At 59.6% G+C, this 23,076-nt stretch carries 23 protein-coding genes; 6 read left to right on the forward strand and 17 right to left on the reverse strand.

Annotated elements, in window-relative coordinates; all coding sequences use genetic code 11:
* Nucleotides 1-72: 72 nt before the first annotated feature.
* From J7394_RS10850 to J7394_RS10890, 9 genes are all read right to left on the reverse strand, one after another.
* On the reverse strand, nt 73-1,056 hold the full coding sequence (locus tag J7394_RS10850; RefSeq protein ID WP_209252956.1) for a GlxA family transcriptional regulator: 984 nt from the start codon (nt 1,054-1,056) through the stop codon (nt 73-75).
* A 17-nt stretch (nt 1,057-1,073) separates the two neighbouring features.
* A complete protein-coding gene (locus J7394_RS10855; RefSeq protein WP_209252958.1) occupies nt 1,074-1,967 on the reverse strand; it encodes a homocysteine S-methyltransferase family protein in 894 nt (297 codons plus the stop codon).
* 12 nt (nt 1,968-1,979) lie between these two features.
* Nucleotides 1,980-3,032 (reverse strand): alcohol dehydrogenase family protein, encoded by a 1,053-nt coding sequence (locus tag J7394_RS10860; RefSeq protein WP_209252959.1) that lies wholly within the window; start codon nt 3,030-3,032, stop codon nt 1,980-1,982.
* 97 nt (nt 3,033-3,129) lie between these two features.
* Nucleotides 3,130-5,577 (reverse strand): FAD-dependent oxidoreductase, encoded by a 2,448-nt coding sequence (locus J7394_RS10865; RefSeq protein ID WP_209252961.1) that lies wholly within the window; start codon nt 5,575-5,577, stop codon nt 3,130-3,132.
* Nucleotides 5,578-5,593: 16 nt separating this feature from the next.
* Nucleotides 5,594-5,974: a GFA family protein gene (locus J7394_RS10870; protein WP_209252963.1), complete on the reverse strand. Its 381-nt coding sequence runs from the start codon at nt 5,972-5,974 to the stop codon at nt 5,594-5,596.
* A 4-nt stretch (nt 5,975-5,978) separates the two neighbouring features.
* Nucleotides 5,979-6,602: a LysE family translocator gene (locus tag J7394_RS10875; RefSeq protein WP_209252964.1), complete on the reverse strand. Its 624-nt coding sequence runs from the start codon at nt 6,600-6,602 to the stop codon at nt 5,979-5,981.
* Nucleotides 6,602-7,171 carry a helix-turn-helix domain-containing protein gene (locus tag J7394_RS10880; RefSeq protein WP_170375545.1) on the reverse strand — a complete coding sequence of 190 codons (570 nt, stop codon included), beginning with the start codon at nt 7,169-7,171 and terminating at the stop codon, nt 6,602-6,604. Before J7394_RS10880 ends, J7394_RS10875 begins: the two co-directional genes overlap by 1 nt.
* A 141-nt stretch (nt 7,172-7,312) precedes the next feature.
* Nucleotides 7,313-7,765 carry a GAF domain-containing protein gene (locus J7394_RS10885; protein ID WP_209252966.1) on the reverse strand — a complete coding sequence of 151 codons (453 nt, stop codon included), beginning with the start codon at nt 7,763-7,765 and terminating at the stop codon, nt 7,313-7,315.
* A gap of 75 nt (nt 7,766-7,840) precedes the next feature.
* Complete coding sequence (locus tag J7394_RS10890; RefSeq protein WP_209252968.1) at nt 7,841-9,013, reverse strand: acetyl-CoA C-acyltransferase; 1,173 nt, start codon at nt 9,011-9,013, stop codon at nt 7,841-7,843.
* A 100-nt stretch (nt 9,014-9,113) separates the two neighbouring features.
* On the opposite strand from J7394_RS10890, the gene J7394_RS10895 reads away from it, so the two are divergent.
* From J7394_RS10895 to ggt, 3 genes are all read left to right on the forward strand, one after another.
* Nucleotides 9,114-9,452 (forward strand): STAS domain-containing protein, encoded by a 339-nt coding sequence (locus tag J7394_RS10895; RefSeq protein ID WP_209252970.1) that lies wholly within the window; start codon nt 9,114-9,116, stop codon nt 9,450-9,452.
* Between the two features lie 14 nt (nt 9,453-9,466).
* Nucleotides 9,467-9,922 (forward strand): ATP-binding protein, encoded by a 456-nt coding sequence (locus J7394_RS10900; protein WP_209252972.1) that lies wholly within the window; start codon nt 9,467-9,469, stop codon nt 9,920-9,922.
* A gap of 228 nt (nt 9,923-10,150) precedes the next feature.
* A complete protein-coding gene (gene ggt / locus J7394_RS10905) occupies nt 10,151-11,728 on the forward strand; it encodes a gamma-glutamyltransferase (RefSeq protein ID WP_209252973.1) in 1,578 nt (525 codons plus the stop codon).
* 25 nt (nt 11,729-11,753) lie between these two features.
* Here ggt and hspQ read toward each other — a convergent pair whose 3' ends face one another.
* Entirely contained in the window at nt 11,754-12,080 is a 327-nt protein-coding gene (hspQ, locus tag J7394_RS10910) for a heat shock protein HspQ (RefSeq protein WP_170375556.1), read from the reverse strand.
* An 80-nt stretch (nt 12,081-12,160) separates the two neighbouring features.
* On the opposite strand from hspQ, the gene J7394_RS10915 reads away from it, so the two are divergent.
* A complete protein-coding gene (locus tag J7394_RS10915) occupies nt 12,161-13,042 on the forward strand; it encodes an AEC family transporter (RefSeq protein ID WP_209252974.1) in 882 nt (293 codons plus the stop codon).
* A gap of 61 nt (nt 13,043-13,103) precedes the next feature.
* Nucleotides 13,104-13,685 carry a lytic transglycosylase gene (locus tag J7394_RS10920; RefSeq protein ID WP_170375559.1) on the forward strand — a complete coding sequence of 194 codons (582 nt, stop codon included), beginning with the start codon at nt 13,104-13,106 and terminating at the stop codon, nt 13,683-13,685.
* A 10-nt stretch (nt 13,686-13,695) separates the two neighbouring features.
* On the opposite strand, the gene J7394_RS10925 is transcribed toward J7394_RS10920, so the two are convergent.
* From J7394_RS10925 to J7394_RS10940, 4 genes are all read right to left on the reverse strand, one after another.
* Nucleotides 13,696-14,292, reverse strand: a complete 597-nt coding sequence (locus J7394_RS10925) for an outer membrane lipoprotein carrier protein LolA (protein WP_209252975.1) — start codon at nt 14,290-14,292, stop codon at nt 13,696-13,698.
* Nucleotides 14,293-14,331: 39 nt separating this feature from the next.
* Nucleotides 14,332-17,265 carry a DNA translocase FtsK gene (locus J7394_RS10930; RefSeq protein ID WP_209252976.1) on the reverse strand — a complete coding sequence of 978 codons (2,934 nt, stop codon included), beginning with the start codon at nt 17,263-17,265 and terminating at the stop codon, nt 14,332-14,334.
* A 14-nt stretch (nt 17,266-17,279) separates the two neighbouring features.
* Entirely contained in the window at nt 17,280-18,461 is a 1,182-nt protein-coding gene (locus J7394_RS10935; RefSeq protein WP_209252977.1) for an aminotransferase class I/II-fold pyridoxal phosphate-dependent enzyme, read from the reverse strand.
* Between the two features lie 109 nt (nt 18,462-18,570).
* Complete coding sequence (locus tag J7394_RS10940; protein WP_209252978.1) at nt 18,571-19,899, reverse strand: amidase; 1,329 nt, start codon at nt 19,897-19,899, stop codon at nt 18,571-18,573.
* A gap of 51 nt (nt 19,900-19,950) precedes the next feature.
* Between J7394_RS10940 and J7394_RS10945 the strand changes: the two genes are divergently transcribed.
* On the forward strand, nt 19,951-21,213 hold the full coding sequence (locus J7394_RS10945) for an FAD-dependent monooxygenase (RefSeq protein WP_247748168.1): 1,263 nt from the start codon (nt 19,951-19,953) through the stop codon (nt 21,211-21,213).
* A 25-nt stretch (nt 21,214-21,238) separates the two neighbouring features.
* On the opposite strand, the gene J7394_RS10950 is transcribed toward J7394_RS10945, so the two are convergent.
* From J7394_RS10950 to trxA, 3 genes are read right to left on the reverse strand one after another with little or no spacing between them, the layout of a single operon-like run.
* Entirely contained in the window at nt 21,239-21,424 is a 186-nt protein-coding gene (locus J7394_RS10950; protein WP_209252980.1) for a Trm112 family protein, read from the reverse strand.
* Nucleotides 21,421-22,062, reverse strand: a complete 642-nt coding sequence (locus J7394_RS10955) for an LON peptidase substrate-binding domain-containing protein (RefSeq protein WP_209252982.1) — start codon at nt 22,060-22,062, stop codon at nt 21,421-21,423. Before J7394_RS10955 ends, J7394_RS10950 begins: the two co-directional genes overlap by 4 nt.
* A 27-nt stretch (nt 22,063-22,089) precedes the next feature.
* Nucleotides 22,090-23,007 (reverse strand): thioredoxin, encoded by a 918-nt coding sequence (trxA, locus tag J7394_RS10960; protein ID WP_209252984.1) that lies wholly within the window; start codon nt 23,005-23,007, stop codon nt 22,090-22,092.
* Between the last annotated feature and the right edge of the window lie 69 nt (nt 23,008-23,076).

Below are 23,076 nucleotides of genomic sequence, written 5' to 3' on the forward strand. Positions count from 1 at the left end.
TTCAGGTTTGTCCCTGAATGGCATGAAAAATCGGCGCGAAATCCATCAAAAACGTCATCGCATCCGCAAAAATCATCTCTGCGCGGCTTGTCTCTTTTGTTGGCGCATTACAAAGGGCGTCACACCGAAAAAACTCCGGTAAACAGATGAGAACCCGTTCGGGAAGCCGCAGGCCAAGCCTATTTCGCGCACGCTCATGGTGGTGTTCAGCAAGAGGTTGTTCGCCTTGGCCAGTCGCATTTCACGATAGAATCCGTTGGGTGTGGTGCCGAAGAACGCCTTGAACTTCCGCTCCAGCGACCGGTTCGAGATGCTCAGGCTGTCCACGAGGTCCTGGATCGGCAAAGGGTCTTCGATGTTGGCCTGCATCAGCTTGATGCACTGATCCAGTTTCTTGTCCCCAGTTGCGGTGTTTTTTGCTCCCGAGAACGGTTGCATCGACGAAAAATCGCGGATGTTTTCATGCAGCATGACATCCGCCACGGTCAATTGCGTGGGCCCCGAGATATGCCGCCCGATCACGACCAGTGCGATATCGGTGGTGGCCCCCATACCTGCACAGGTGACAACTGCGCCGCGCTCGGTTGCGATGGACAGTTTCGCTTCGAACCGCGCGCCGCGTTCACGCAGGAATGAGGCGTTTTCCCAATGGGTTGCGAGATCAGCGGTGCCCTGCTCGTCAATATACCGGCTTGCCGCTTCTGCCAGCAAAAACACCTGCGCGCCGCGATAGGTATAGTTCGACACCACACGGCCCAAAGACAGATCAGGGTGATCCGGGTTCGAATTGCCGATCACAAACAGATAAGTGGCATCGGGTTGGGTAGGCACGGTTTCGGTCTGCACCGTCGCGTCGCTGCTGCTTGCCACCGGACCGCCACGCAGGGATCGGTAGGTATAGGTGAACGGCGGTGTTGCAGACACCCGATTGGAAATCCGCAGAACATCCACCAGCGACGCGAGTTCCAGCAGCACAAAGCCCGGCGCGACCAGAATGTCGAAATGCACGGGACTGGTCTGACGCGTGTCGGAGGCTGGCGATGGTGTCTCGGACATACCGTTCCCTTGTCGGTTCAGACGATCCGATGACCGGCTGATTCCAGGCGACGCGCGAGGGCCTCGATATGATCCGGGCCGATCTCGCAGCATCCGCCAATGATTGTTGCGCCTTGCTCGACCCAGACCATCGCGTGGTCGGCATAGGCCTCGGGGCTGAGATCGTGGCGCTGTGCGAGACTATCAACCGTGGGGGCGTCTTGCAAAAACCCCTCGGCGATATGGGTGAAGCCGTTGGCATAGGCGCCGTAGGGCAGCCCCATCCCTGACAAAATCTCAAGCCCGGCTGGAACCGCTTCGGGGCGGGTGCAGTTGATCAGCACGGCTTGCGGATTGTAACGCTCGACCAAGGGGGCAATCTGATCCAACGGCTCGCCGGATCGCAGACGCGTTCCGTCTTCGTCCATCGGAGACAGGGCCAGCCACACAGGTTTCCCGCAGCCAGCAGTGCCCCTCAGGGCGCCTTCGGCCTCCATCACCGACGAGACGGTTTCGATCAGGATCAGGTCCACACCATCCCCCATAAGCGCGACCAGTTCAGCGAATTTGCGTCCGGCCTCCTCCGGATCAGGCTCAAGATCGGGTCTGTAGGAGGCCAATAGCGGCCCTAGCGCCCCAGCGATGCGCCCTCCGTTTCCTGCGCGCGCCAGATCGGCCTGAGACACGGCGGTGTGGATCAATTGCGCCAACTGGTCCTCGATCCCTTCGCGCACAAGGCGCGAGCGGTGGACGGCATAGGTGTTCGTCGTCGCAACAGTAGCCCCGCGCCGGAAGTATTCGGCATGAACATCGCGCACCAATTCCGGTTGATCGATCATCACCCGCGTCGACCAGAGCGGCGTCGGTTGCTTGCCGCTGCGCTTGACCAGCTCCTGCCCGATCGAGCCATCTAACAGAGTAATTTCGGCCATGTCATAAACTCCTTACGGGATCAGCACCAGTTTCCCCGGCAACGCTTTGGATTGGAAATCCTCTTGTGCCTTGGCAATATCCCTTAGGGGATAGGTACGGGAAATCAAAGGCTTGATCCGACCGGCATTCATCAGCTCAACCAGACGGCCAAACACCTCGGGCGACTGTTGGGTGCAGCCGTGAATGGTGATATCGCGCAGGTAGATGTCGCGCAGATCGGCCTGCACCATTGGGCCTGCAATCGCGCCTGATACAGCATAGTGCCCGCCAGGTTTCAGGGCCAGCACGAGGCCCGCCCAGGTCGGGCCGCCAACCACGTCGATCACGACGTCGAACATATCTGCAGGCAACGCAGCATCGCGATCAAAGGTCTCAACCGCGCCTTGGGATTTCACAACCTCGGCCTTGGCGGCACCGGTTATGCCCCAGACGGACGCGCCGCGCAGGCGGGCCAGTTGCACTGCCGCCAGACCAACACCCCCCGAAGCCCCCGTGATCAGCACCTTGTGGCCAGCGGTGACCCCGGCGCGGGTCAAAAGGTTCTCGGCCGTGCCAAAGGCGCAGGGAATGGCCGCGATCTCGGTGTCTAACAGGGGCGAGGCAGAGACATCGTAAAGATCATACGCCTCGACCAGACAGTATTGGGCAAAGGCGCCATCAATCTCAGAGCCTAAGGCAATAAACCCCTGTGGATGGCCAGGTCGCGGGCGCGGCAGATTGATCGGGCAGGTCACGCGCTGACCGGGTTGAAACCCTGAACCCGGACCGACCGCTTCGACAATGCCGCACAGGTCGCCGCCTTGAATTCGAGGGAACTGTAGCGCACCGCCCCACCCTCCGGCGTCGACATCCTGATCGACGTCATCGGTGGCCCCGGTCACGTCCGAGGAGTACCACCCGACCCGCGTATTGATATCGGTGTTGTTGACCCCGGCAGCTGCGACGCGGACCAGAACCTGCCCGGGACCGGGCGTTGGAACGGGAATATCCTCGCGCCACTGCAACGCCTCCGGCCCGCCGTGATGGGTGAGGTAAACGCCGGACATATGTGCAGGGATCGTCATTTCAGCCTTCCGATTTGGACTTTGGTGAAAGGCAGACTGGGGCCCGCCATGGGCCCCAGCTTGGAGTTTTGTGCCAATTTGGCAATCCCCAAAGGGATCAGGCGCGCAGACGCTCGTTGGCGGGATCCCAGAGCGGCTGGTCTTCCTGAACAACGGCACGGTACTTCTGGCCGTAGATCTCAACTTCAAGCTCTGTGCCCGGGTTTGCGACGTCGGTCTTGACCATGCCCAACGCGATGGACTTGCCAACGCGATAGCCCCATGCACCCGAGGTGGTCTCGCCTACGATCTGATCGCCCTGCCAGATGCAGGACATGTAAGGCGCGTCGCAATCGCCTGCGTCCACTGTCAGCGTGACAAAGGACTTCTTCACGCCCTGCTGCTTTTCGTTCAGGATCGCGGCCTTGCCGGGGAAGTCCTGCGGTTTGTCCAGTTTGACGAACCGCTCCAGCCCGCCTTCCAGCAGCGAGTAGTCGGTCGACAGATCGCCCTTCCACGCACGGTAGCCTTTCTCGATACGCAGCGAGTTCAGGGCGTACATGCCGAACGGCGTGGCACCCGCATCGAGGATCGCCTCGTAGATGGCTGGCATGTCTTCGTTGAGGGCGTGAACCTCCCACCCCAGCTCTCCGGCGAAGGAGACGCGGATCAGGAAGGCTGGTTTGCCCGCCACGGTCGCGGACTGATGCGTCAGCCAGCCGGTGGACAGATCCGCATTGCTGAGGCCCGAGAGTATCTCGCGCGATTTCGGGCCGGTCACGATCAGCGTGTCGCGGGTGGTGGTGACGTCCTCGACAGAAACGCTGGAGGGCATGGCGGACATCAGGATGTCGCGGTCGTGCCACTGCGCGGTGGCAGCAGTGATCATCACGAACTCATCCTCGCCCAGACGGATACAGGACATCTCGGTCAGGATACGGCCACGGTCGTCCGAAATGTAGACGAGGTTGATGCGGCCAATCTTGGGCAGACCACCGGTGATCAGGCCACGCAGAGCTTCGGCCGCTCCTTCACCTTTGACCATGAAACGCGAGAAGCCCGGCAGGTCCAGCACGCCGCAATTGTCGCGGACGGCTTCGCACTCTTCCTTGATGCGCTGCTCCCACGGGCCCGAGCGTCCCCATGTATGCGTAGCCTCTAGCGAGGTGTCGTCGCCCGGCTTGGCAAACCAGTTGGCACGTTCCCAGCCGTTATAGGCCCCCATGACACCGCCGAGTTCTTTGACCTTGGCATGGACTGGCGACAGCTTCTTGTCGCGCGCAGCAGGCCATTCATGGTGCGGGAAGTGCATGGCGTATTCGTTGCCGTAGACCTCCATGCCCTTCTGGTTGCAGTAGTCCTGATCGGTGTAGTCGGTGTAGCGGCGCGGATCGACGGCCCACATATCCCACTCGGTGTGGCCATCGACGATCCATTCGGCCAGCACTTTGCCTGCACCGCCGCCCTGCGCGATGCCGAAGGTAAAGCTGTGCGCTTCAAACGCGTTTTTCACGCCGGGCATTGGGCCGATCATCGGCAGACCGTCCGGCGCGTAAGGGATCGGGCCGTTAATCACGCGACCAACGCCCGAGGTTGCCATCAGCGGCACCCGCTCCATCGCGTCGGTGACGATGTCTTCGATCCGGTCGAGATCATCGTTCCAAAGCTGGAAGCTGAAATCCTCGGGCATCGGATCGTCTTCGGTCATCCAATGGCCCTTGCAGTTGGGCTCATAGGGACCGAGGTTGAAGCCGTTCTTTTCCTGACGCAGGTAGTACGAGATATCCACGTCGCGCAGCAGAGGCAGCTTGCCGCCGTTTTCCTTCGACCACGCCTCAACCTCGGGGACTTCATCGGTCAGCAGGTACTGGTGGCTCATGACCATGGCAGGCACCATGCGGCCGCCATAGGGTTTGAACATCTCACCCACGCGCTGCGCGTAGTATCCGGCTGCGTTGACAACGTAGTCACAAGCGATGTCGCCCTTTTCGGTGTGAACGGTCCAAGTGCCGTCATCGTGTTGCGTTGCATCGGTGGCCGGGCAGAATCGGATGATTTTTTGGCCCAGATCACGCGCGCCTTTGGCGAAGGCTTGCGTCAACTGCGCCGGGTCGATATCACCATCGGTCGGGTCGTATAGCACGCCCTCAAGGTCATGGGTTTCGAGGAATGGGTAGCGCTCTTTCGCCTGCTCTGGGGTCCACATCTCCATCGGGATGCCCTGGTACAGACCCATCGACATCGCGCGTTCGAATTCCTGCATGCGCTCTTTACTGTGCGCCAAACGGATCGACCCCGAAACGTGGTAGTTCATCGGATAGTCGACCTCTTCGGCCAGACGCGAATACAGCTCGGTCGAATAGCGCTGCATGTTCATGATCGCCCATGACGTCGAGAAGGTCGGCACGTTACCCGCCGCGTGCCATGTAGACCCCGCAGTCAGTTCGTTCTTTTCCAGCAGAACGCAGTCTGTCCAGCCCTTCTTCGCCAGATGATACAGGGATGAGCAGCCGACAACGCCGCCACCGATGATGACCACACGGGCCTTGGTTGGAAAATCACTCATGTGTTTTGATCCTCTGTTACTGTGCCCGCTGGGGCAGATCGTCTGAGATGTCGTAGTAGTCACCCTTGTCCGCGACAAAGATGTGCTTTGAGAGTTTCAGGCCCGTTGGTTCGCTGAGCGCCCCCATCGAGACCGAAATCGTGTCTTCTTCATTGTGCTGCCAGAACAGGAATGAGCCGCACGCGCTGCAGAACCCACGCCGGGCGGTCTCTGAGGCGCGGAACCAACGCAGCGTGTCACTGGCGGTGAAGTTTAGGTTGTCCTGATGTGTTGAGGTCGATGACCAGACATGACCGGATTGTTTGCGGCACTGACCGCAATGACAGGCAGAGGGGGGCGAGAGGTCTCCGTCAATCGTAAACGCGACTTTGCCGCAAAGGCAGGATCCCGTCTGCATGTAGCTACCCCCTTGCTGCGGGCGCAGAGCTGGCACCCAGCAACACGCCATAGATGATGAAACAGGTTGCCATGATCCGGCGGACCCAGATATTGAACACAGCGCCCAACGCCGCCTTGCCCATCAGCGCGCCCAACAGGGTGAAGCCGGTATAGCTGAGCGTCGTGATGATCAGAGCGGTCGGCATGATCACCCCCATCTGCTGCCAGATCGGCACGTCGGGCTGCACGAATTGCGAAAAGGCCGCCAGATAGCCAGCAACGCTTTTTGGATTGATTGTCGCCACCGCCAGCGCATGCAGATAGACATGCTGCGCCGGGCGTTCAGTGGCAGGCGCCGGCCGTTTCGCGTTGATCCATCCGCGAATACCGACCCAGATCAAGAACCCCGCCCCGATCAGTTTGGCAATGAAGAAGGCGGTAGGTGAGGCTGCGATCAAGGCCGTTACACCCAATGCCGACAAGATCAGAAACGCGCTGGCCTGTGTCAGGATCGCAAGCACACCGAGCATCGCCTTGGGGAAAGGCAAGCTCATACCGTTTGAAATACAATTGACGGCATTCGGCCCCGGAGTGGTGACGAACACCACCCAGAACAGCGCGAATATGGTCCAGGCCTCAAAGCTCATCAGTATACCGGAGGTGCAATGACCCAAATGGCCACGGCGGGCTCATCATAGGGGTTTGCCCATTGATAGGGTTCGTGCTTGATGCGGAAACTGTCACCCGGCCCGACCGTGAAGTGCCGCGCACCGATCGTCAGGTCCAATTGGCCCGAAATCATATATCCGACCTCCTGTGTAGGTCGGTCAGCGGGTTTTTGCATTTTGGATCGGGGTTCAAAGGTGGAATGCACCATCTCGAAATCATCGGTCAGATCCGGTGAAAGCAGTTCTTCGATCAGACCTTCCTCGCCTGAACCCATCGGGCGTCGTGACACGGCGCGAACCACATAACCTTGCTCCTCGACCGGAGCGGCGGAATGCGAAAACAGCATCGACATGGGAACGCCCAGACATTCCGCGATCTGACGCAGGTCCGAGATTGAAGGGTCGGACATGTCCCTTTCGACCTGACTCAGCCACCCGACCGAGCGGTTCAGGCGGTCGGCAATTTCAGTCAGCGTCAAACCCCTTGCCTTGCGCAAGGCCCGCAAGTCCGCTCCGAGCGTCGCGCGCTGAGGGGTTTGCGTGTTCAAAGCCAGACTCCGATTCTCGTGAAATTCGTTTTGCGTTTTTCACGATGCCTCAGTTTCGTGAAATTTCAAAGCATTTTTTCACGGCAAATCGTAGGTCAGCGACCAAACCCAAGTAACACAAGGATTTAGTTAGGGTTGCAGCTAGGCGGAGAACACGTTCTGAAGAATTTTGGTCAGTTCGGACGCGTCCACATCCGTGAAAGCATCCGGCTGGTCGCTGTCGATGTCAAACACGGCAATAACGGCGCCCGAGGCATCGCGCACCGGCAAAACAAGCTCTGACCTTGTGGAAGACGCGCAGGCGATATGACCCGGAAAGGCATCCACATCCGGAACCAGCTGCACCTCACCCGTGCGCGCGGCTGCGCCGCACACGCCGCGATCGAACGGGATGACCAGACAACCGTGACCGCCTTGATACGGGCCGATTTTCAGCATGCCCGGTTCGGTGACGCGGTAGAACCCCGTCCAGTCAAAGCGATTGTCGGCGTGATGCACCTCACACGCAACGGTCGCCATCAAGGAGATCTGATCGGTTTCGCCTTCGGTCAGCGAGGCGATGGTTTTGGCAAGGGTGTCATAGTCGACGGTCATATTAGCGTTGCTCCGATCCGGGTCTTGGGGGGGCGACGCCCCCAGTCCCCGGAGTATTTGCAAAAGCTCAGTGGGTCAAACGCGTTCGATGGCGATCGCCGTGCCCTCTCCGCCACCGATACAGATCGCAGCGATCCCACGTTTCAGGTCGCGTTTTTCCAAAGCGTTTAGAAGGGTGACCATGATCCGGGCGCCCGATGCGCCGATTGGGTGGCCCAGGGCGCAGGCTCCGCCATTGACGTTGAGCTTGTCGCCCGGCAGGCCCATTTCGTGCATGAAAGCCATAGGGACAACGGCGAAGGCCTCATTCACCTCCCACAGGTCCACATCATCTTTGGTCCATCCCAGTCGCTTTAGCAGCTTTTGCGCCGCAGGAACCGGAGCGGTTGTGAACAGGCCCGGGGCCTGCGCATGGCTGGCGTGGCCCAAAACGCGTGCACGGACGGTTAGTCCTTTCGCCTCAGCGGCGTCGGCCGAGGCCAGAACGAGAGCAGCCGCTCCGTCGGAAATGGAAGAGGAGTTTGCCGCCGTCACCGTGCCATCCGGACGGAAGGCTGGTTTCAGCGTCGGGATTTTCTCGGGCCGGGCGGATTTGGGTTGCTCATCAGCATCGAGCACCAACGCCCCCTTGCGGGTTTGCAACGTAAACGCGGCAATTTCCCCATCAAATGCGCCACTGTCCTGCGCCGCCAGAGCGTTCGAAAGCGATCGAAGTGCGTATTCATCCTGCGCCTCGCGGGTGAACTGATAGGTCTCGGCGCAGTCTTCGGCAAACGTTCCCATCAGGCGGCCTTTGTCATAGGCATCCTCAAGCCCGTCCAGAAACATATGATCCACAACCTGCCCGTGCCCGATCCGCGCACCGCCGCGCATCTTGGGCAGCATGTAGGGCGCGTTCGTCATACTCTCCATCCCGCCCGCGATCATGGTATCGGTATGGCCCAAAGCGATCTGATCAAAGGCGATCATGGCGGCCTTCATACCCGAGCCACACATCTTGTTGAGGGTCGTGGCGGGCACCTCTTCACCCAATCCGGCGGCAAATCCCGCCTGACGCGCCGGGGCCTGACCCTGCCCCGCCGGAAGCACGCAGCCCATCAGAACTTCGTCGACAGTCTCCGCACCTGCCTGCTGCAAGGCGGCACGAATCGCGGTTCCGCCAAGTTCCGCTGCAGGAATGCCATCGAACATGCCCTGGAACCCACCCATAGGTGTACGGGCCGCGCCTGCGATCACTACGTCTTTCATCAGAAATCCCTCCTCTTGCCGGAACTTGAATACCGAATGGTAAGATTTGCCGTCTAGCGTATTTCTACGACGCAATTTCAGCTGAAAAGGGCGGTCAATCATGGGGCTGACCAGCACAACAACCGACGCGGCTCAGATCATCACCGTTCATTCGGAACGGATAGATGCGGCCATCGCGATCCAGTTCAAGGAAGACATGCGCCGCGAAACAGAAACCGACGCAGCTCGCATCGTTCTGGATCTAGCGGGCGTGGAATTCATTGATTCAAGCGGATTGGGGGCCATCGTCGCCTCGATGAAACAAATCGGAAGCGAGCGCCGGCTGGATCTGGCCGGGCTGCAACCCGTGGTCGAAAAAGTGTTTCGTCTGACACGAATGGACACCGTTTTCAGGTTGTTCGATTCCCTCGACGACGCGCTGTCGGCAAAAGCAGACTAACGCGGCCAACGTAGATGTGTGTAACGCCGTCCAGTGATCAAACCTGCCTGCAACTGAGTTTTCCGGCGATTGAAGCGGAAGCCAGCGCTGGCATTGCGGAGTTGAGCGCAGGCCTGGCCCACCACGGCTTGCCTGTCGAAAAAGCGGACGACGTGAAGATTGCCTTGGCGGAAGCGATCAACAACGTCGTCGAGCATGCCTATTCTGGCATTGAACCCGCCAAAGTGCAGGTGTGTTGCCGGTTGGAGCACAACCAGCTGGATATTCTGATATCGGATACTGGGCGTCCGCTGCCCGGCTGCAAACCTCCGGATGGGACAGCGGCCTCGGTTGAGACCAGCCTGCAGGACCTGCCAGAAGGGGGTTTCGGGTGGTATCTGATTCACGAACTGACCAGCGAGATTCGGTATGAGCGTCGCGATGGTTGCAATCTGTTGTCGCTACGGTTTGACGTCCCAATACCCGAATGAACCAAGGGATTTGACGCGAAATGGCCACAATAAGGCCTTTTTCGAACCATTGCGCCGCCCCAAACGACTGTCAAACATATCACCGTAGCTCAGATAGCTTCCCTCGGCGCCAAGTGTCACAGCCCCCACCCAGTGAACGGCGCCGAGGAACCTCCCTCCCCTCATTGAAGAACTGGACAATCATTCCCTGCGCGATAGGTTCGCGGTGTTCAAAGTAAGGGGATGATGATGCGGGATTTACACAAGCCGGGCCGGTCCGAAGTTCTGGCCACAAACGGGATGTGTGCGACCTCGCACCCCCTTGCGGCGAAAACCGCCGTCGACATTCTGGAACGCGGCGGCAATGCCATGGATGCAGCCATTGCCGGGGCAGTCTTGCTGGGGATTTGCGAGCCGCAGATGACCGGTTTGGGTGGCGATTGCTTTGTCCTCTACAACCGTTCGGGGGAAAACCAGATCCGAGCGTTGAATGGCTCGGGCCGGGCACCTGCTGCTGCGCAAGCCAGCGCGCTGCGGGATCGGGGCTTAACCTCGGTGCCTTTGACCAGCCCCGACGCGGTTACAATACCGGGCGCGGTCGACGCGTTCTGTAATCTCAGCCAAACCGAAGGCCGACTGGGGCTGGATGCTATTCTGCAACCGGCCATTCACTATGCGGAACAGGGGGTGCCGGTTGCCCCACGCGTTTCTTTCGACTGGCACAACGGCGAACCGACCCTCCAAGGGGCCGCGCGGGACCACTATCTGATCCACGGGCAAGTCCCCAAGACAGGTCAGGTCTTTCGAGCACCAAAACAGGCGGAGGTCCTGCGGCGGATCGCAAAGGATGGCCGGGAGGCCTTCTATTCAGGTGAAATCGCGGAGGATATGATCGCCGCCCTTTCCGCCTTGGGGGGGGCGCACACCGCCGAGGATTTCCAATCGACCCAATGCACCCCCTCTGATCCGATGCGCGGCACCTATCAGGGCGTTGATCTGGTCGAGCATCCCCCCAACAGCCAAGGCGCGACGGCGATTTTGCTGCTGAATATCCTCAAGCATTTTGACCTTGCCAGCATGAACCCATTGGGCACGGAACGGGTCCACATCGAGGCCGAAGCGACAAAACTGGCCTATGACGCGCGCAATCGTTTCATCGCAGATCCCGATCATATGGCACGGGCCGAGCGGTTTTTGGACAAAGACATCGCCGCATCCCTCGCGGCTTTGATTGATCCGAAACAGGCCATGCCCGCTGCCGCCCCGCTGACCGAAGCGATTCACAAGGACACCGTCTACATTACTGTCGTCGACCGCGATCAGATGGCCGTGTCGTTGATCTATTCGATCTTCCACAGCTTCGGCTCGGGGATCGCATCCGAGAAATACGGCATCTTGCTGCAAAACCGCGGCGCAGGCTTCACCCTGCAAGCCGGGCACCCAAATGAGTTGGGCGGAGGCAAACGCCCGATGCACACGATCATTCCCGGCATGCTGGCCGAGAACAACCGCGTTACGATTCCCTTCGGCGTTATGGGTGGGGCGTATCAACCCACAGGACATGCGCGGTTCGTGTCAAACCTGATGGATTTCGGCTTTGACCTGCAAGAGGCCATCAACGCCCCCCGTGCCTTCGCCGACGGAGGCATCCTGAAGCTCGAGCGCGGGTTCCCCGAAGCGGTTGCTCAACAATTAAGCGAAATGGGTCACACTGTGGAGGTCCCAGAAACTCCACTGGGTGGCGCACAGGCCATACGAATCCGTGAAGCCGGTGTTTTGGAGGGGGCCAGTGACCCCAGAAAGGACGGTTGCGCGTTGGGGTATTGATCAACGCGCAGTCGCGCCGCGCCGCTCAGTTCAGATGGAAGTGCAGCGGGTAGGATCCATCTTCGAATGGGCCGAACATGTTAGGGATGTCGGGATGCTCAACCGGCTCACCCGATCGGTCCTCGATCAGATTTTGTTCTGAAACATAAGCTACATAGAAGGATTGGTCGTTCTCAGCCAACAGGTGATAGAACGGCTGATCCTTGATCGGCCGACTGTCTTCGGGGATGGCTTCGTACCATTCCTCGGTATTCGAAAACTCTGGATCCACGTCAAAAATCACCCCTCGGAAGGGATGTTTCTTATGTCGCACAACTTGTCCCAGGCCGTACTTGGCATGTGTCTTTAGCATTGTTTCAGCCCCCAAAGAGGTTACTACCTCTTTCCGGGCAGAAAAGCCAATCATTGATGTGAAATTAAGGGAAACAGTCTGTGAACCTCTTACTGACAGTGTTCGAAATTGCGGCACCCGTGTTCCTTTTGTCAGCAATCGGCTTTGTCTGGGTCAAGCTAGGCTTTGAATACCGCCTACAGTTTGTGACGCGTTTTGCTATGACGCTGGCAGTCCCCAGTCTGATTTTCGTGGCCTTGATGCAGACCGAAATTCCGGGTGGTGACCTTTCACGGTTCACTCTGGCCACCATTGCGGCCAATCTGGTTCTCGCGGTCGTGTTTTGGGTCATTGTAAAGGTGCTAAAGCTTGAGCAACGCACCTACCTTTCGCCGCTGATCTTCGGAAATACCGGCAATTTGGGCCTTCCCCTATGCATCTTTGCATTTGGTCAGGCCGGTTTGGGATATGCGGTTATCTTTCTGGCCGTGACCGCGCTGTTTTCCTTTACCTACGGGATCTATCTGGTCGCGGGCAAAGGCGCGTTCGGGCAAGTCATCCGCCAGCCCATGGTCTGGGCCACGCTGCTGGGCGCGCTGTTCCTGTGGCAAGACTGGGAAACGCCTCTGTTCCTAACCAACACCCTGGATTTGCTTGGGCAAATGGCTGTTCCGATGATGCTTGTGACCGTCGGAGTTGCGATCGCGCGCCTGACCTCTCGCAGTCTTCACCGGGCCATTTGGCTGTCGCTCCTCAAGCTGGCGGTCTGCTTTGCCTTGGGATGGGGCGTTGCGATCCTCTTCGGGCTTGAAACGATCGCATTCGGTGTTCTGGTCTTGCAAATGTGTACCCCGGTCGCGGTCACCTCATACCTTCTGGCCGAGCGGTTTGAGGCCGACGCAGACGCCGTTGCAGGCATGGTCATGGTCTCGACGGTGCTGTCTGTCGCCGCGTTACCGGGTGTTTTGGCTATCGTTCTGTAACGATTGTGATTTCCTCAGCGCTCAATCTGCGCTAGAATGCCAGAAAAAAGGCACGAGGCACATGAGCAGAATTCTATTCGTACTCCTAGGGGTGCTGCTTTTGGCATCCTGTGGTGGCGGGTCTAAACAGCCACCCAGCAGACTAAATGACGCGTGCAGCATTGCGCGCGAAAAACCTGACTACATCAAAGCCTTCAAAAAAACCGAGCGGAAATGGGGCGTCCCCGTTCACGTTCAGATGGCGACGATCTATCAGGAAAGCCGTTACCGCCACGATGCGCGTACCCCGCACCGCTATGTGCTGGGCGTGATCCCGATGGGTCGGCAAAGCAGCGCCTTTGGCTACAGCCAGGCTCTGGACGGCACGTGGGAAGAATACCAGCGTGAAACCGGAAAACGCCGCGCCAAGCGGGACCGTATTCGCGACGCGTCCGATTTCATCGGCTGGTACATGAACAAGACCTACGAGCGGAACGGCATCAACCTGGGCGATACGCGCAACCAGTATTTGGCCTATCACGAAGGCCATACAGGTTATGCGCGCGGCAGCTACAACCAGAAATCCTGGCTGTTGAATGTGGCCAGCGATGTTGATGCACGGGCGAACCTGTATCAGGCTCAGCTGGCCAGCTGCCGCTACTGAGTTGGCTGGGTCAGCGGTTGCCTGACCCGACCCGCTTTCCGCTTGAGAATAAGCTCTGATCGAGGCGTCCCCCCTCGGTCAGTTCTCCCAGAAGTACCGTGGTTTGGGTGCCTGCATTGTCGTGGATCACCCATTTCCGCAGTTCGACCGGTTTGTCCGTGAACATCAGCTCAATCCGTCCCGACTCAGGGTTTTTTGGGTCCTGTGCCGTCACAACGGTTGCGGTCCCGTCAAAGTCGTGACCAACGACCATATTGGCCTGCCCAAGATTCACATTCCGGGCCAGCACAAGTGACAGAGGCGTCCGCTTCAGCGGGTATTGTTCGGGCGGCTGGTTGGATTTCGGGTCAAAGATTAGAACAGTGCCAGTGCGCGCCAGAACAACAGCACTGTCGGGCGGATCATATTCGAACCGCATCTTTCCGGGTCGTTGGATCCATAGCTTGCCGGTACTGAGCGAGCCATCATCATTCACTTGGGTAAAGCTGGTCTGAACCGTTTTCATCTTGTTCAGGTAATTGGAGATCTCCGACAGCGGCAGCTTGTCCGCCGCCCAAGCGGCAGGCGCGGCCAGTGTCAAAGCAAGGGCAAAAGCAATCTGTTTCATAAGACTCAGATAAGGCTTCTGCCCTTGTTATTAAATATCCTACTGCTCGGGGACGAGGATTTCCCGCTTGCCGACGTGATTTGCTGCCGAAACAACGCCTTCGTCCTCCATCTGTTCGACCAACCTGGCGGCTTTGTTATAGCCGATGGCAAGTTTCCGCTGGATGTACGAGGTCGAGCATTTGCGATCCTTGATCACAATCGCCACCGCTTGGTCGTACAGAGCATCCTCACCGTTGGTGTTGCCACCGGTGCTCAGGCCCAGGACGGCATCGATGTTGTCGGCTTTTTCCTCAGCCGGGCCATCGACCACACCGCTCATGTAATCGGGCGGACCGAATTGCTTCAGGTGGTTGACAATTTCTTCGACCTCTTCGTCCGAGACAAACGGGCCGTGGCAACGGGTGATCTTGGCGCCACCCGCCATATAGAGCATGTCGCCCTGCCCCAGCAGTTGCTCGGCGCCCATCTCACCCAGGATGGTGCGGCTATCGACCTTCGAGGTCACCTGGAACGAAATCCGGGTCGGGAAGTTCGCCTTGATCGTACCAGTGATGACGTCGACCGAGGGGCGCTGCGTGGCCATGATAAGGTGGATTCCCGAGGCCCGCGCCATCTGCGCCAGACGCTGGATGCAGGCTTCGATCTCTTTGCCCGCGACCATCATCAGGTCGGCCATTTCATCGACGATAACGACGATATAGGGCATCGCCTCAGGCGCGAACTCTTCCGTCTCGAAGGTGGGTTCGCCGGTCTCATCATCAAAGCCCGTCTGGACCGTGCGGCTGAACATCTCGCCCTTGGCCAACGCGTCCTTCACCCGGCCATTATAGCCTGCGATGTTGCGGACACCCATTTTGGACATCTTGCGATAGCGATCCTCCATCTCGCCCACGACCCATTTCAGCGCGACAACCGCCTTTTTCGGGTCGGTCACAACGGGCGACAGCAAGTGCGGGATGCCGTCATAGACCGACAGTTCCAGCATCTTGGGGTCGATCATGATCAGGCGGCATTCGTCAGGGCTCAGTTTGTAAAGCAACGACAGGATCATGGTGTTGATCGCCACCGACTTACCCGAGCCAGTCGTACCCGCGATCAGGAGGTGAGGCATTTTCGCCAGGTTCGCCACAACGGACTCGCCCCCGATATCCTTACCCAATGCCAAGGGCAGAGCATGATTGCCATCACCAAAATCACGGCTGGCGAGGATTTCACGCAGCACCACCATCTCGCGGTTTTCATTGGGCAGTTCGATCCCGATCACAGAGCGCCCCGGCAGGGTCGAAACCCGTGCCGACAGCGCCGACATAGACCGTGCGATATCGTCGGCCAGACCGATCACACGGCTGGCTTTCAGACCCGGAGCCGGTTCCAGTTCATACATGGTGACCACGGGACCGGGGCGGACACTGACGATCTCACCCTTCACGCCGTAATCGTCCAGCACGTTTTCCAGCATCCGCGCGTTTTCTTCCAGCGCCTCGTCGCTCAGGTGGTGACGCTGAATGCTGGCCGGGTTGGACAACAGGCCCAAGGGGGGCAGTTCGAAATCGGAATGGCGTTCCTCGAAGGACAGGGTTGGCTGCGCCTCGGCCTGTGCCCGACGGGACGGTGGCGGAGTACGACGGACGGGTTGGGCAACAACCGGCTTGCGCGGCTCGGCCACCGGGATCTTTACGGCTGGGCGCTGTGGCACAACTGCTTCCGGTGTCGCCGTATCTTCGAACACCGCGTCATCATCGTAGGCATGCGCGGCGTAGTCATCCTCGGCCATGTAGTCTGCCTCGGGCGCATAGTCGGGCTCGGGCTGATAGTCATGCGCCGTGTCTTGCCACGTCGGCTCCGCCGACAAAACAGGCTCGGGCGGCAGGCCAGCAGCGGTCATGGGCGGCTCGGGCGGCAGTTCACCCGCCCCTCTGGGATTGAAGATCAGCGGGTCCGGCCCACGACCGCGGCCCTTGGTCAAAGGCAGGTTGGGGTCATGTTCCGGGGCCATCTCACCGGTCGCCACCTTACGATTGCGCACAGCGGCCGAAATCTTCGAGCGAATACGATCTTCACCCGGCATTTCATCAAAACCCTGCACTGGCATGGCTTCGACCAATTCAGGCTCTGGCAGCGGCTCGGGGCGACGGATCAAGGCTGGCATCCGCGCCAGCAGGCCGGTTTTGGGGGCGGGTTCGGGTTCTTCCTCGGCCTCTTCGAAGATTGGGTCTTCAAACGCGATCTCATCGTCGAAAACGGGTTCAATCCGCGCGGCGCGGTGCTCTTTCCATTGTTCACGGCACTCTCGCGCGGACTGTACCGTGGCCGAAGCACCCCGACCCAGCAGGTTCATCAGCATGTCGTAGGACATCACCAGCCCCAGTAGGAAAGCACGCGTTCCACGCGCGACATCAACTTTGGTGAAGCCCAGAACAAAAATACCCAGCGCCAGCATTCCGACGGCCATGGCCAGCGACATCAGCTTGACCAGGAAGTGCGAGGAAATAGGCAGAAGCGTCAGCAAGGCCCCCATGACAGTGTCGCCAAACAGTCCACCCAACCCATAGCTATGTGTCGCGCGCCAGACCTCGCTTGGAACCAGAGTGGCGGCGTAAACCGAGACAATGGCAATCCAGATCGGCGCAAAGATCAGCCGCGCCACGGCGCGGTCTTCGCCGAAATGACCGGCAAAGCGGACACCCCAGCCGATTAGAACCAGCGCGATCCCCCAGCTGCCCCAGCCAACGATCATGAACAACGGCGCAGCGATCGAGGCACCAATCCGCCCCATCCAGTTCTGCACTGGCGCGTCGGTCGAGACCATCCAATTCGGATCTTCCGGTGTGTAGGACCAGATCATTGCCGCAGCGGCCAGCCCCAACAGGATCAGAGCGATTCCGATCAGTTCCTTGGTACGCCGCTCAATCGCGGCCTGAGTCGTGCTGTCCAGTAATGGATCGCGGTTGCGCGCGTTCAATGATGCCATTTTGCCCTCGTACCTCACGAATAGATGCAGTCACGAAGCTTGATCAGCCCCTGCTGCAACTCTTTTTTTGGAGCCACCAAAGCGGCCCGGATAAATTGCTCGCCCGGGTTTTGCCCCGGATCACCTTGAGAAAGATATGCGCCCGGCAGGACCCGAACGCCGGTCTCCTGCCACAGCTTCAATGCGGTTTCTTCGCCGTTCTCGACTGGCAGCCACAGGAAAAACCCGGCCTCGGGCGGCATGTAGCCCTGCAGGCCCGAGAAGACCTCATCCGCGATGGCGTATTTTTCCTGATAAAGCGCGCGGTTCTGGGCGACATGCGTCTCATCGGTCCAGACGCGCGCGGCGGCAGCCTGCAGCGGCAGCGGCAAAGGCGCGCCCGCATAGTTGCGCAGCTGTTTGACCCGTTTGATACTGTCCGGACCGCCCGCAATCAGGCCCGAGCGCAGCCCGGCCAAATTCGACCGTTTCGAAAGAGAATTGAACAGCAAGACCCGCTCAGGATCCGCGCCCAGCTCTTGCGCGACGGTCAAAGCACCTTTCGGAGCCTCATCGCGGTAGATCTCGGAATAGCATTCATCCGCGAAAATGCGGAAATCGTATTTCTCGGCCAACCCGATCAGTTCCGCCCAATAGTCGCGCGAGGCGACAGCCCCCTGCGGGTTCGCAGGCGAGCAGATATAGGCAGCAACCGTCCGGTTCAGCACATCCTCAGACAGGCCAGTATAGTCCGGCAAATGGCCGGTCGCGGCGGTGGCGGACACGAAATAAGGCTGCGCCCGGACCGAGATCGAGGCGACCATATAGACCTGATAAAACGGGTTCGGGCAAAGAATGATGGGATCTTGCCCGTTCTTCTGTTCGGGGCACAGCGCCATCGCGGCATTGTAGAGCCCCTCACGCGTGCCGTTCAGGGCCATCACGTTGGTATCAGGATCCATCGTCACGCCGTAGCGGTGCTTGATCCAGTCGGTGATCGAACCGCGCAGTTCGGGCGAGCCTTCATTCGGGGGATAGCCCTGAAACCCTGCCGCGTTTTCCGTGATGACGCCTGTGACCCAAGCGGGAAAGTCATGCATCGGCGCGCCGATGGTCATGTGAATCACGTCTCCGCCCGGTTGATGGTGGTCCAACAGGGTGCGCAGACGCGGGAATGCGTATTCCGGTAGGTTCGAAAACCGCTCGGGGAAATTCATATCTACTGCCTCAATATCGGGATCGTTTTCGCCCCGTTTGATTGGCAGATTACAGATCGAACACCGCCCCGTCCAGACAAAGAGGTTCCGAATCAGGGGATTGTGGCATTCACGCCAATGCGGTTTCCGCCGCCGAACCCAACCGCAGCAGCGCTTCTTCCGAGCCGGGATAGCCCAGCATCATCAAGCCACAGCCCGCGGTTCCCGTCGGCAAGGTCAGTGCCGCAAGGCCCATCAGATTACCGATACGCGTGTTGCGCAGGGCCAGCAGATTCTCGGTCACGTAATAGTCGTGATCGCTGAGGAGCCGATCCAGGTTGGGCGGCAGGATGGGCGCGGTTGGGGCCAGAACCGCATCAAACCCAGCGGTCGCCGCATCCCAAGCCGCGCGGCAGGCCTTTAGCTTGGACCAGGCGGCCACATAGTCAGGGCCTGACACGTCTTTGCCTGCGCGGAACCGTTCAAGAATCTCGGGATACATCGCCTCGGGGCTGGCTTCGATGACGTCTTTCCACAACCCGTAAGCCTCGGTCGTGTAGAGAACACCCGAAAGCGCCATTGCGTCGTGCAGTTCAGGCACTTCCAGCGGCACGATCTCGGCCCCGGCATCGCGAAGACGGTCCAGCGCATCGTCGAACGCCTGTCGCGGCGCATCTCGCAGGTCGTCCTTGGCGACGTTCTGCAACTCGGCAAAACGGCGGCCTTTCAGGCTGGCACCCCGCAGATCCGCCGGCGTGCCGCCTTCAAGCAAAGCCAGCATATGGGCGGCATCTTCGACGGAACGCGCCAGAGGGCCAACCGTGTCGAACCGCAAACAGAGCGGCACGACCCCTTCAAGGCTGAGCCGACCAGCCGTAGTTTTCAGCCCCACCAGGTTGTTCCAGGCTGCCGGGATTCGCACCGACCCACCCGTGTCGGAGCCAATCCCGCAAGCTGCCAGCCCCCAGGCTACCGAGGCCCCGGCCCCCGAGGATGACCCGCCCGGCACGGCGTCCTCATCATCTACACAGGGCGGAGTATCCGTGATCGGGTTCAGACCAAGCCCTGAAAACGCCAGTTCGCTCATGTGGGTTTTGCCGAGGCACACGGTGCCCATGGCCGTTGCGTTTCTTAGGACCAAAGCATCCGCGTCCGGGACACGCCCTTTCAACAGGGCCGAGCCCGCCTCGGTTCCAATACCAGCCGTGTCGAACAGATCCTTCCAGCTGATCGGCACGCCATCCAGCAAGGACCGACGCAGACCCAAGGCGGCGCGCTCTTTCGCGGCTTTCGCCTCAGACCGGGCACGGTCATGGGTGACGCACGCATAGATACGGTCGCGGTGGGGATGGGCGTCAATGGCCGCCAGATAGGTCTCGGTCAGTTCAACGGGGTCGATTTGCCCCTTGCCGATCCCTCGGCCCAAATCACAGGCCGTCATGGTTAGCCATTCCTGCATCACACCCCTCCTTGCGTCTGACTTTCTGGGACGGTAGCGACAGGACCGCACATGGACAATCCCGAAAGGGCGCGCATATTGCAGGGCATGACACAGGCATCGAAAATCCTGATCGTGGGCGGAGGCCTGAACGGCGCGGCCCTGGCATTGGCACTGGCGCAAACCGGGCATTCTATTTGCGTGATTGACACGTTGGGCGAAAAGCTCCGCAAAAACGCGGCATTCGACGGGCGATCTTATGCGCTGGCGCTGGCCTCCAAACGGTTGCTTGACGCAATCGGGGTGTGGGAGCGGGTCGAGAAACATGCTCAGCCCATGCTTGAAATCAAGGTTACCGATGGCCATGCAGGTATCGGGCCGTCCCCCTTTTTCATGCATTTCGACCATGCCGAGATCGAGGAAGGTCCGATGGGCTATATGGTCGAAGATCGTCACCTGCGCCGCGCGTTTCTTGAGGCAATGCGGCAAGACAAAGGGATCACCCAGATCAACGGGAGAACAGTCGTTTCGCAACAGGTCGATGCAACTGTTGTGACGTTGACGCTGGATGATGGTGCGACCGTTGAGGGTCATCTAATCGTAGGCTGCGACGGGCGCAGTAGTGGAACCGCATCCCGCGCCGGGATCAAGCGAACCGGCTGGGATTACGGCCAGACCGCCCTTGTCTGCGCGATTGAACACGACCTGCCGCATCACGGCATTGCCCATCAGTTCTTCATGCCCCCCGGCCCGCTTGCGATCCTGCCACTGACCGGCAATCGCAGCTCGATCGTCTGGAGCGAACGCACCGAGGTAGCGCAGCGCATCAACGCCCTGCCCGAGGCCGAGTATCTGCAGGTCTTGCGCCCTCGGTTCGGGGATTTTCTGGGCGACATCCGCCTGCAAGGCGACCGCTTTACCTATCCGCTTAACCTGACCATCGCCAATTCCTTCATCTCGGATCGACTGGCCCTTGTTGGCGACGCCGCCCACGGGATGCACCCCATTGCAGGCCAGGGCCTGAACGCCGGGCTGCGGGACGTGGGAGCCTTGGCCGAAGTGCTGACCTTGGCCGGACGGCGCGGCGAGGATATCGGCTCGGTTCTGGTGCTGGAACGCTATCAGGAATGGCGGCGGTTCGACACGGCCTCACTGGCGATGGCGACCGATGTGTTCAACAAGCTGTTTTCGAATGACAACCCGCTGCTGCGTCTAGGACGGGACATCGGGATGGGCATTGTCGGATCCCTGCCCGGCCTGCGCCGGGGCTTTGTTCGCGAAGCTGCCGGGTTGACCGGCGACCTGCCGAAGCTGTTGCAAGGACGGGCAATCTAGAGCGAATTTGAGCGTTCAGAATCGCTCAGTCCAACGCGCGCGCCTCATCGACCAGCATCACGGGGATGCCGTTGCGGATCGGAAAGGCCAGACCGGCGGCCTTCGACACCAGCTCCTGCTTTTCAGCATCATAGTGCAGCGTCGTATGCGTCTGAGGGCAGATCAGCGCCTCAAGCATGTGGCGGTCAAAAGCGTGTTCAGGCTCGCTCATTGCAGTTTTTCCTCGTTTGATCCGCCCCGCAGCGCGAATTCGATCAATGTCACCAGCGTCTCACGCCTTGTGCGCAGACAGGGGGCCTCTAAAAGGGCCTGTTTGTCCTCCGGATCGAAATCCATCAGCATCGACAGGGAATTCACCAAAAGCTCATCATCTGCTTCTTTCAGCGAATCCCAATCCGTCGACAGATCGCGCGAGTCGAAAAAGCGTTCCAACAGGTTCAGAAAGCGGCTGCGGTCGAACACATCGTCCTTCTCGGCCTTGCCCAGATCACGGTCAAACCCCTCCCAGGACACGTCGCACCGGCGATAAGGCGTGAATGCATCCAGTTCGGACTTGATACGGAACCGGGACACACCGGTCAGGGTGATCAGATAGCGGCCATCCTCAGTCTCAGAGAATTGCGTGACGCGACCGGCGCAACCGATCCGATGCAGCTTTGTGTCATCGCTTAGCGAGGGGTTCGGCTGAACCATTCCGATCAGCCGCTCCTTTGTTTTCAGGGCATCGTCCAGCATCTGCAGGTAGCGCGGCTCGAAGATGTGCAACGGCAGTCGCGACCGGGGCAGCAGCAGCGCCCCGGGCAGTGGAAACACGGATATCGTATCCGGCAAGTCGGCGGGATGAATCATAGACCCGAGTCTAGCTCTGATCCGAAATTAGGCAAATATCATCGAGCTGAGTTTACGCCGCCCGTTCAGAACAATCGGATCGTTGGGCTTGAGCGCGTCGAAGATCGTGAACAACTGCGATTTGGCCGCGCCCTCGTTCCACTCACGATCGCGGCGGAACAGCTCTAACAGCTGCGTCACAGCCTCTTCCACATCGCCATTGGCGTGCAGGGCCTGTGCCAGATCGAACCGGGCCTGATGATTGTCCGGCTCGGCCTCAACGGCAGCGGTCAACTCGGCCACCGGGCCCGCATCCGCCGCCTGCTTGGCCAATTCCAACTGAGCATGGGCAGCTTCGAGTTCCGGAGCGTTGGAGATCTCGGCAGGCGCGCCATTCAGAATGGCCTCGGCCTGTTCCAGATCATCCAAGGCAATATGCGCACGCACCAGACCACCATAGGCAGCGGCATGGTTGGGGTCTTCGCCCAGAATCGCGGCAAAGGTCTGCGCCGCATCTACGGCTGCGCCTTCTGCCAGCATTTCCTCGGCCGCCTGCACGGCATCCTCCAGTTGACCACCGGGGCTTTCGCCACCGGCCGCCTCGATCACGCGGTCGATAAAGGCCTTGATCTCGGACCCCGGCAACGCGCCTTGAAAACCGTCCACCGGCTGACCTTTGAAAAACGCATAAACGGTAGGGATCGACTGGATGCGCATCTGAGACGCGATCATTTGCGCCTCATCCACGTTGATCTTGACCATCTTGACCGCGCCTTTGGCCGCGGTCACCGCCTCTTCCAGCGCAGGTCCAAGTGTCTTGCAGGGGCCGCACCAAGGGGCCCAGAAATCCACGATCACCGGAATTTCCTGCGACGCCTCGACAACATCCTCCATAAAGGTGGCTTCGCTGCTGTCCTTGATCAGATCGGTGGCTGAGGTGCTTTCCGCGCCGCTCAGAAGGTCCATGGCATTCACTCTCCGGTTCAAACGTGCGCCCTATATGCAGTCACTTGCTGCAGAAACCAAGGGCCGAGT

The organism is Ruegeria sp. R13_0 (assembly GCF_017743995.1).
In the GTDB taxonomy this organism is placed as follows: domain Bacteria; phylum Pseudomonadota; class Alphaproteobacteria; order Rhodobacterales; family Rhodobacteraceae; genus Ruegeria.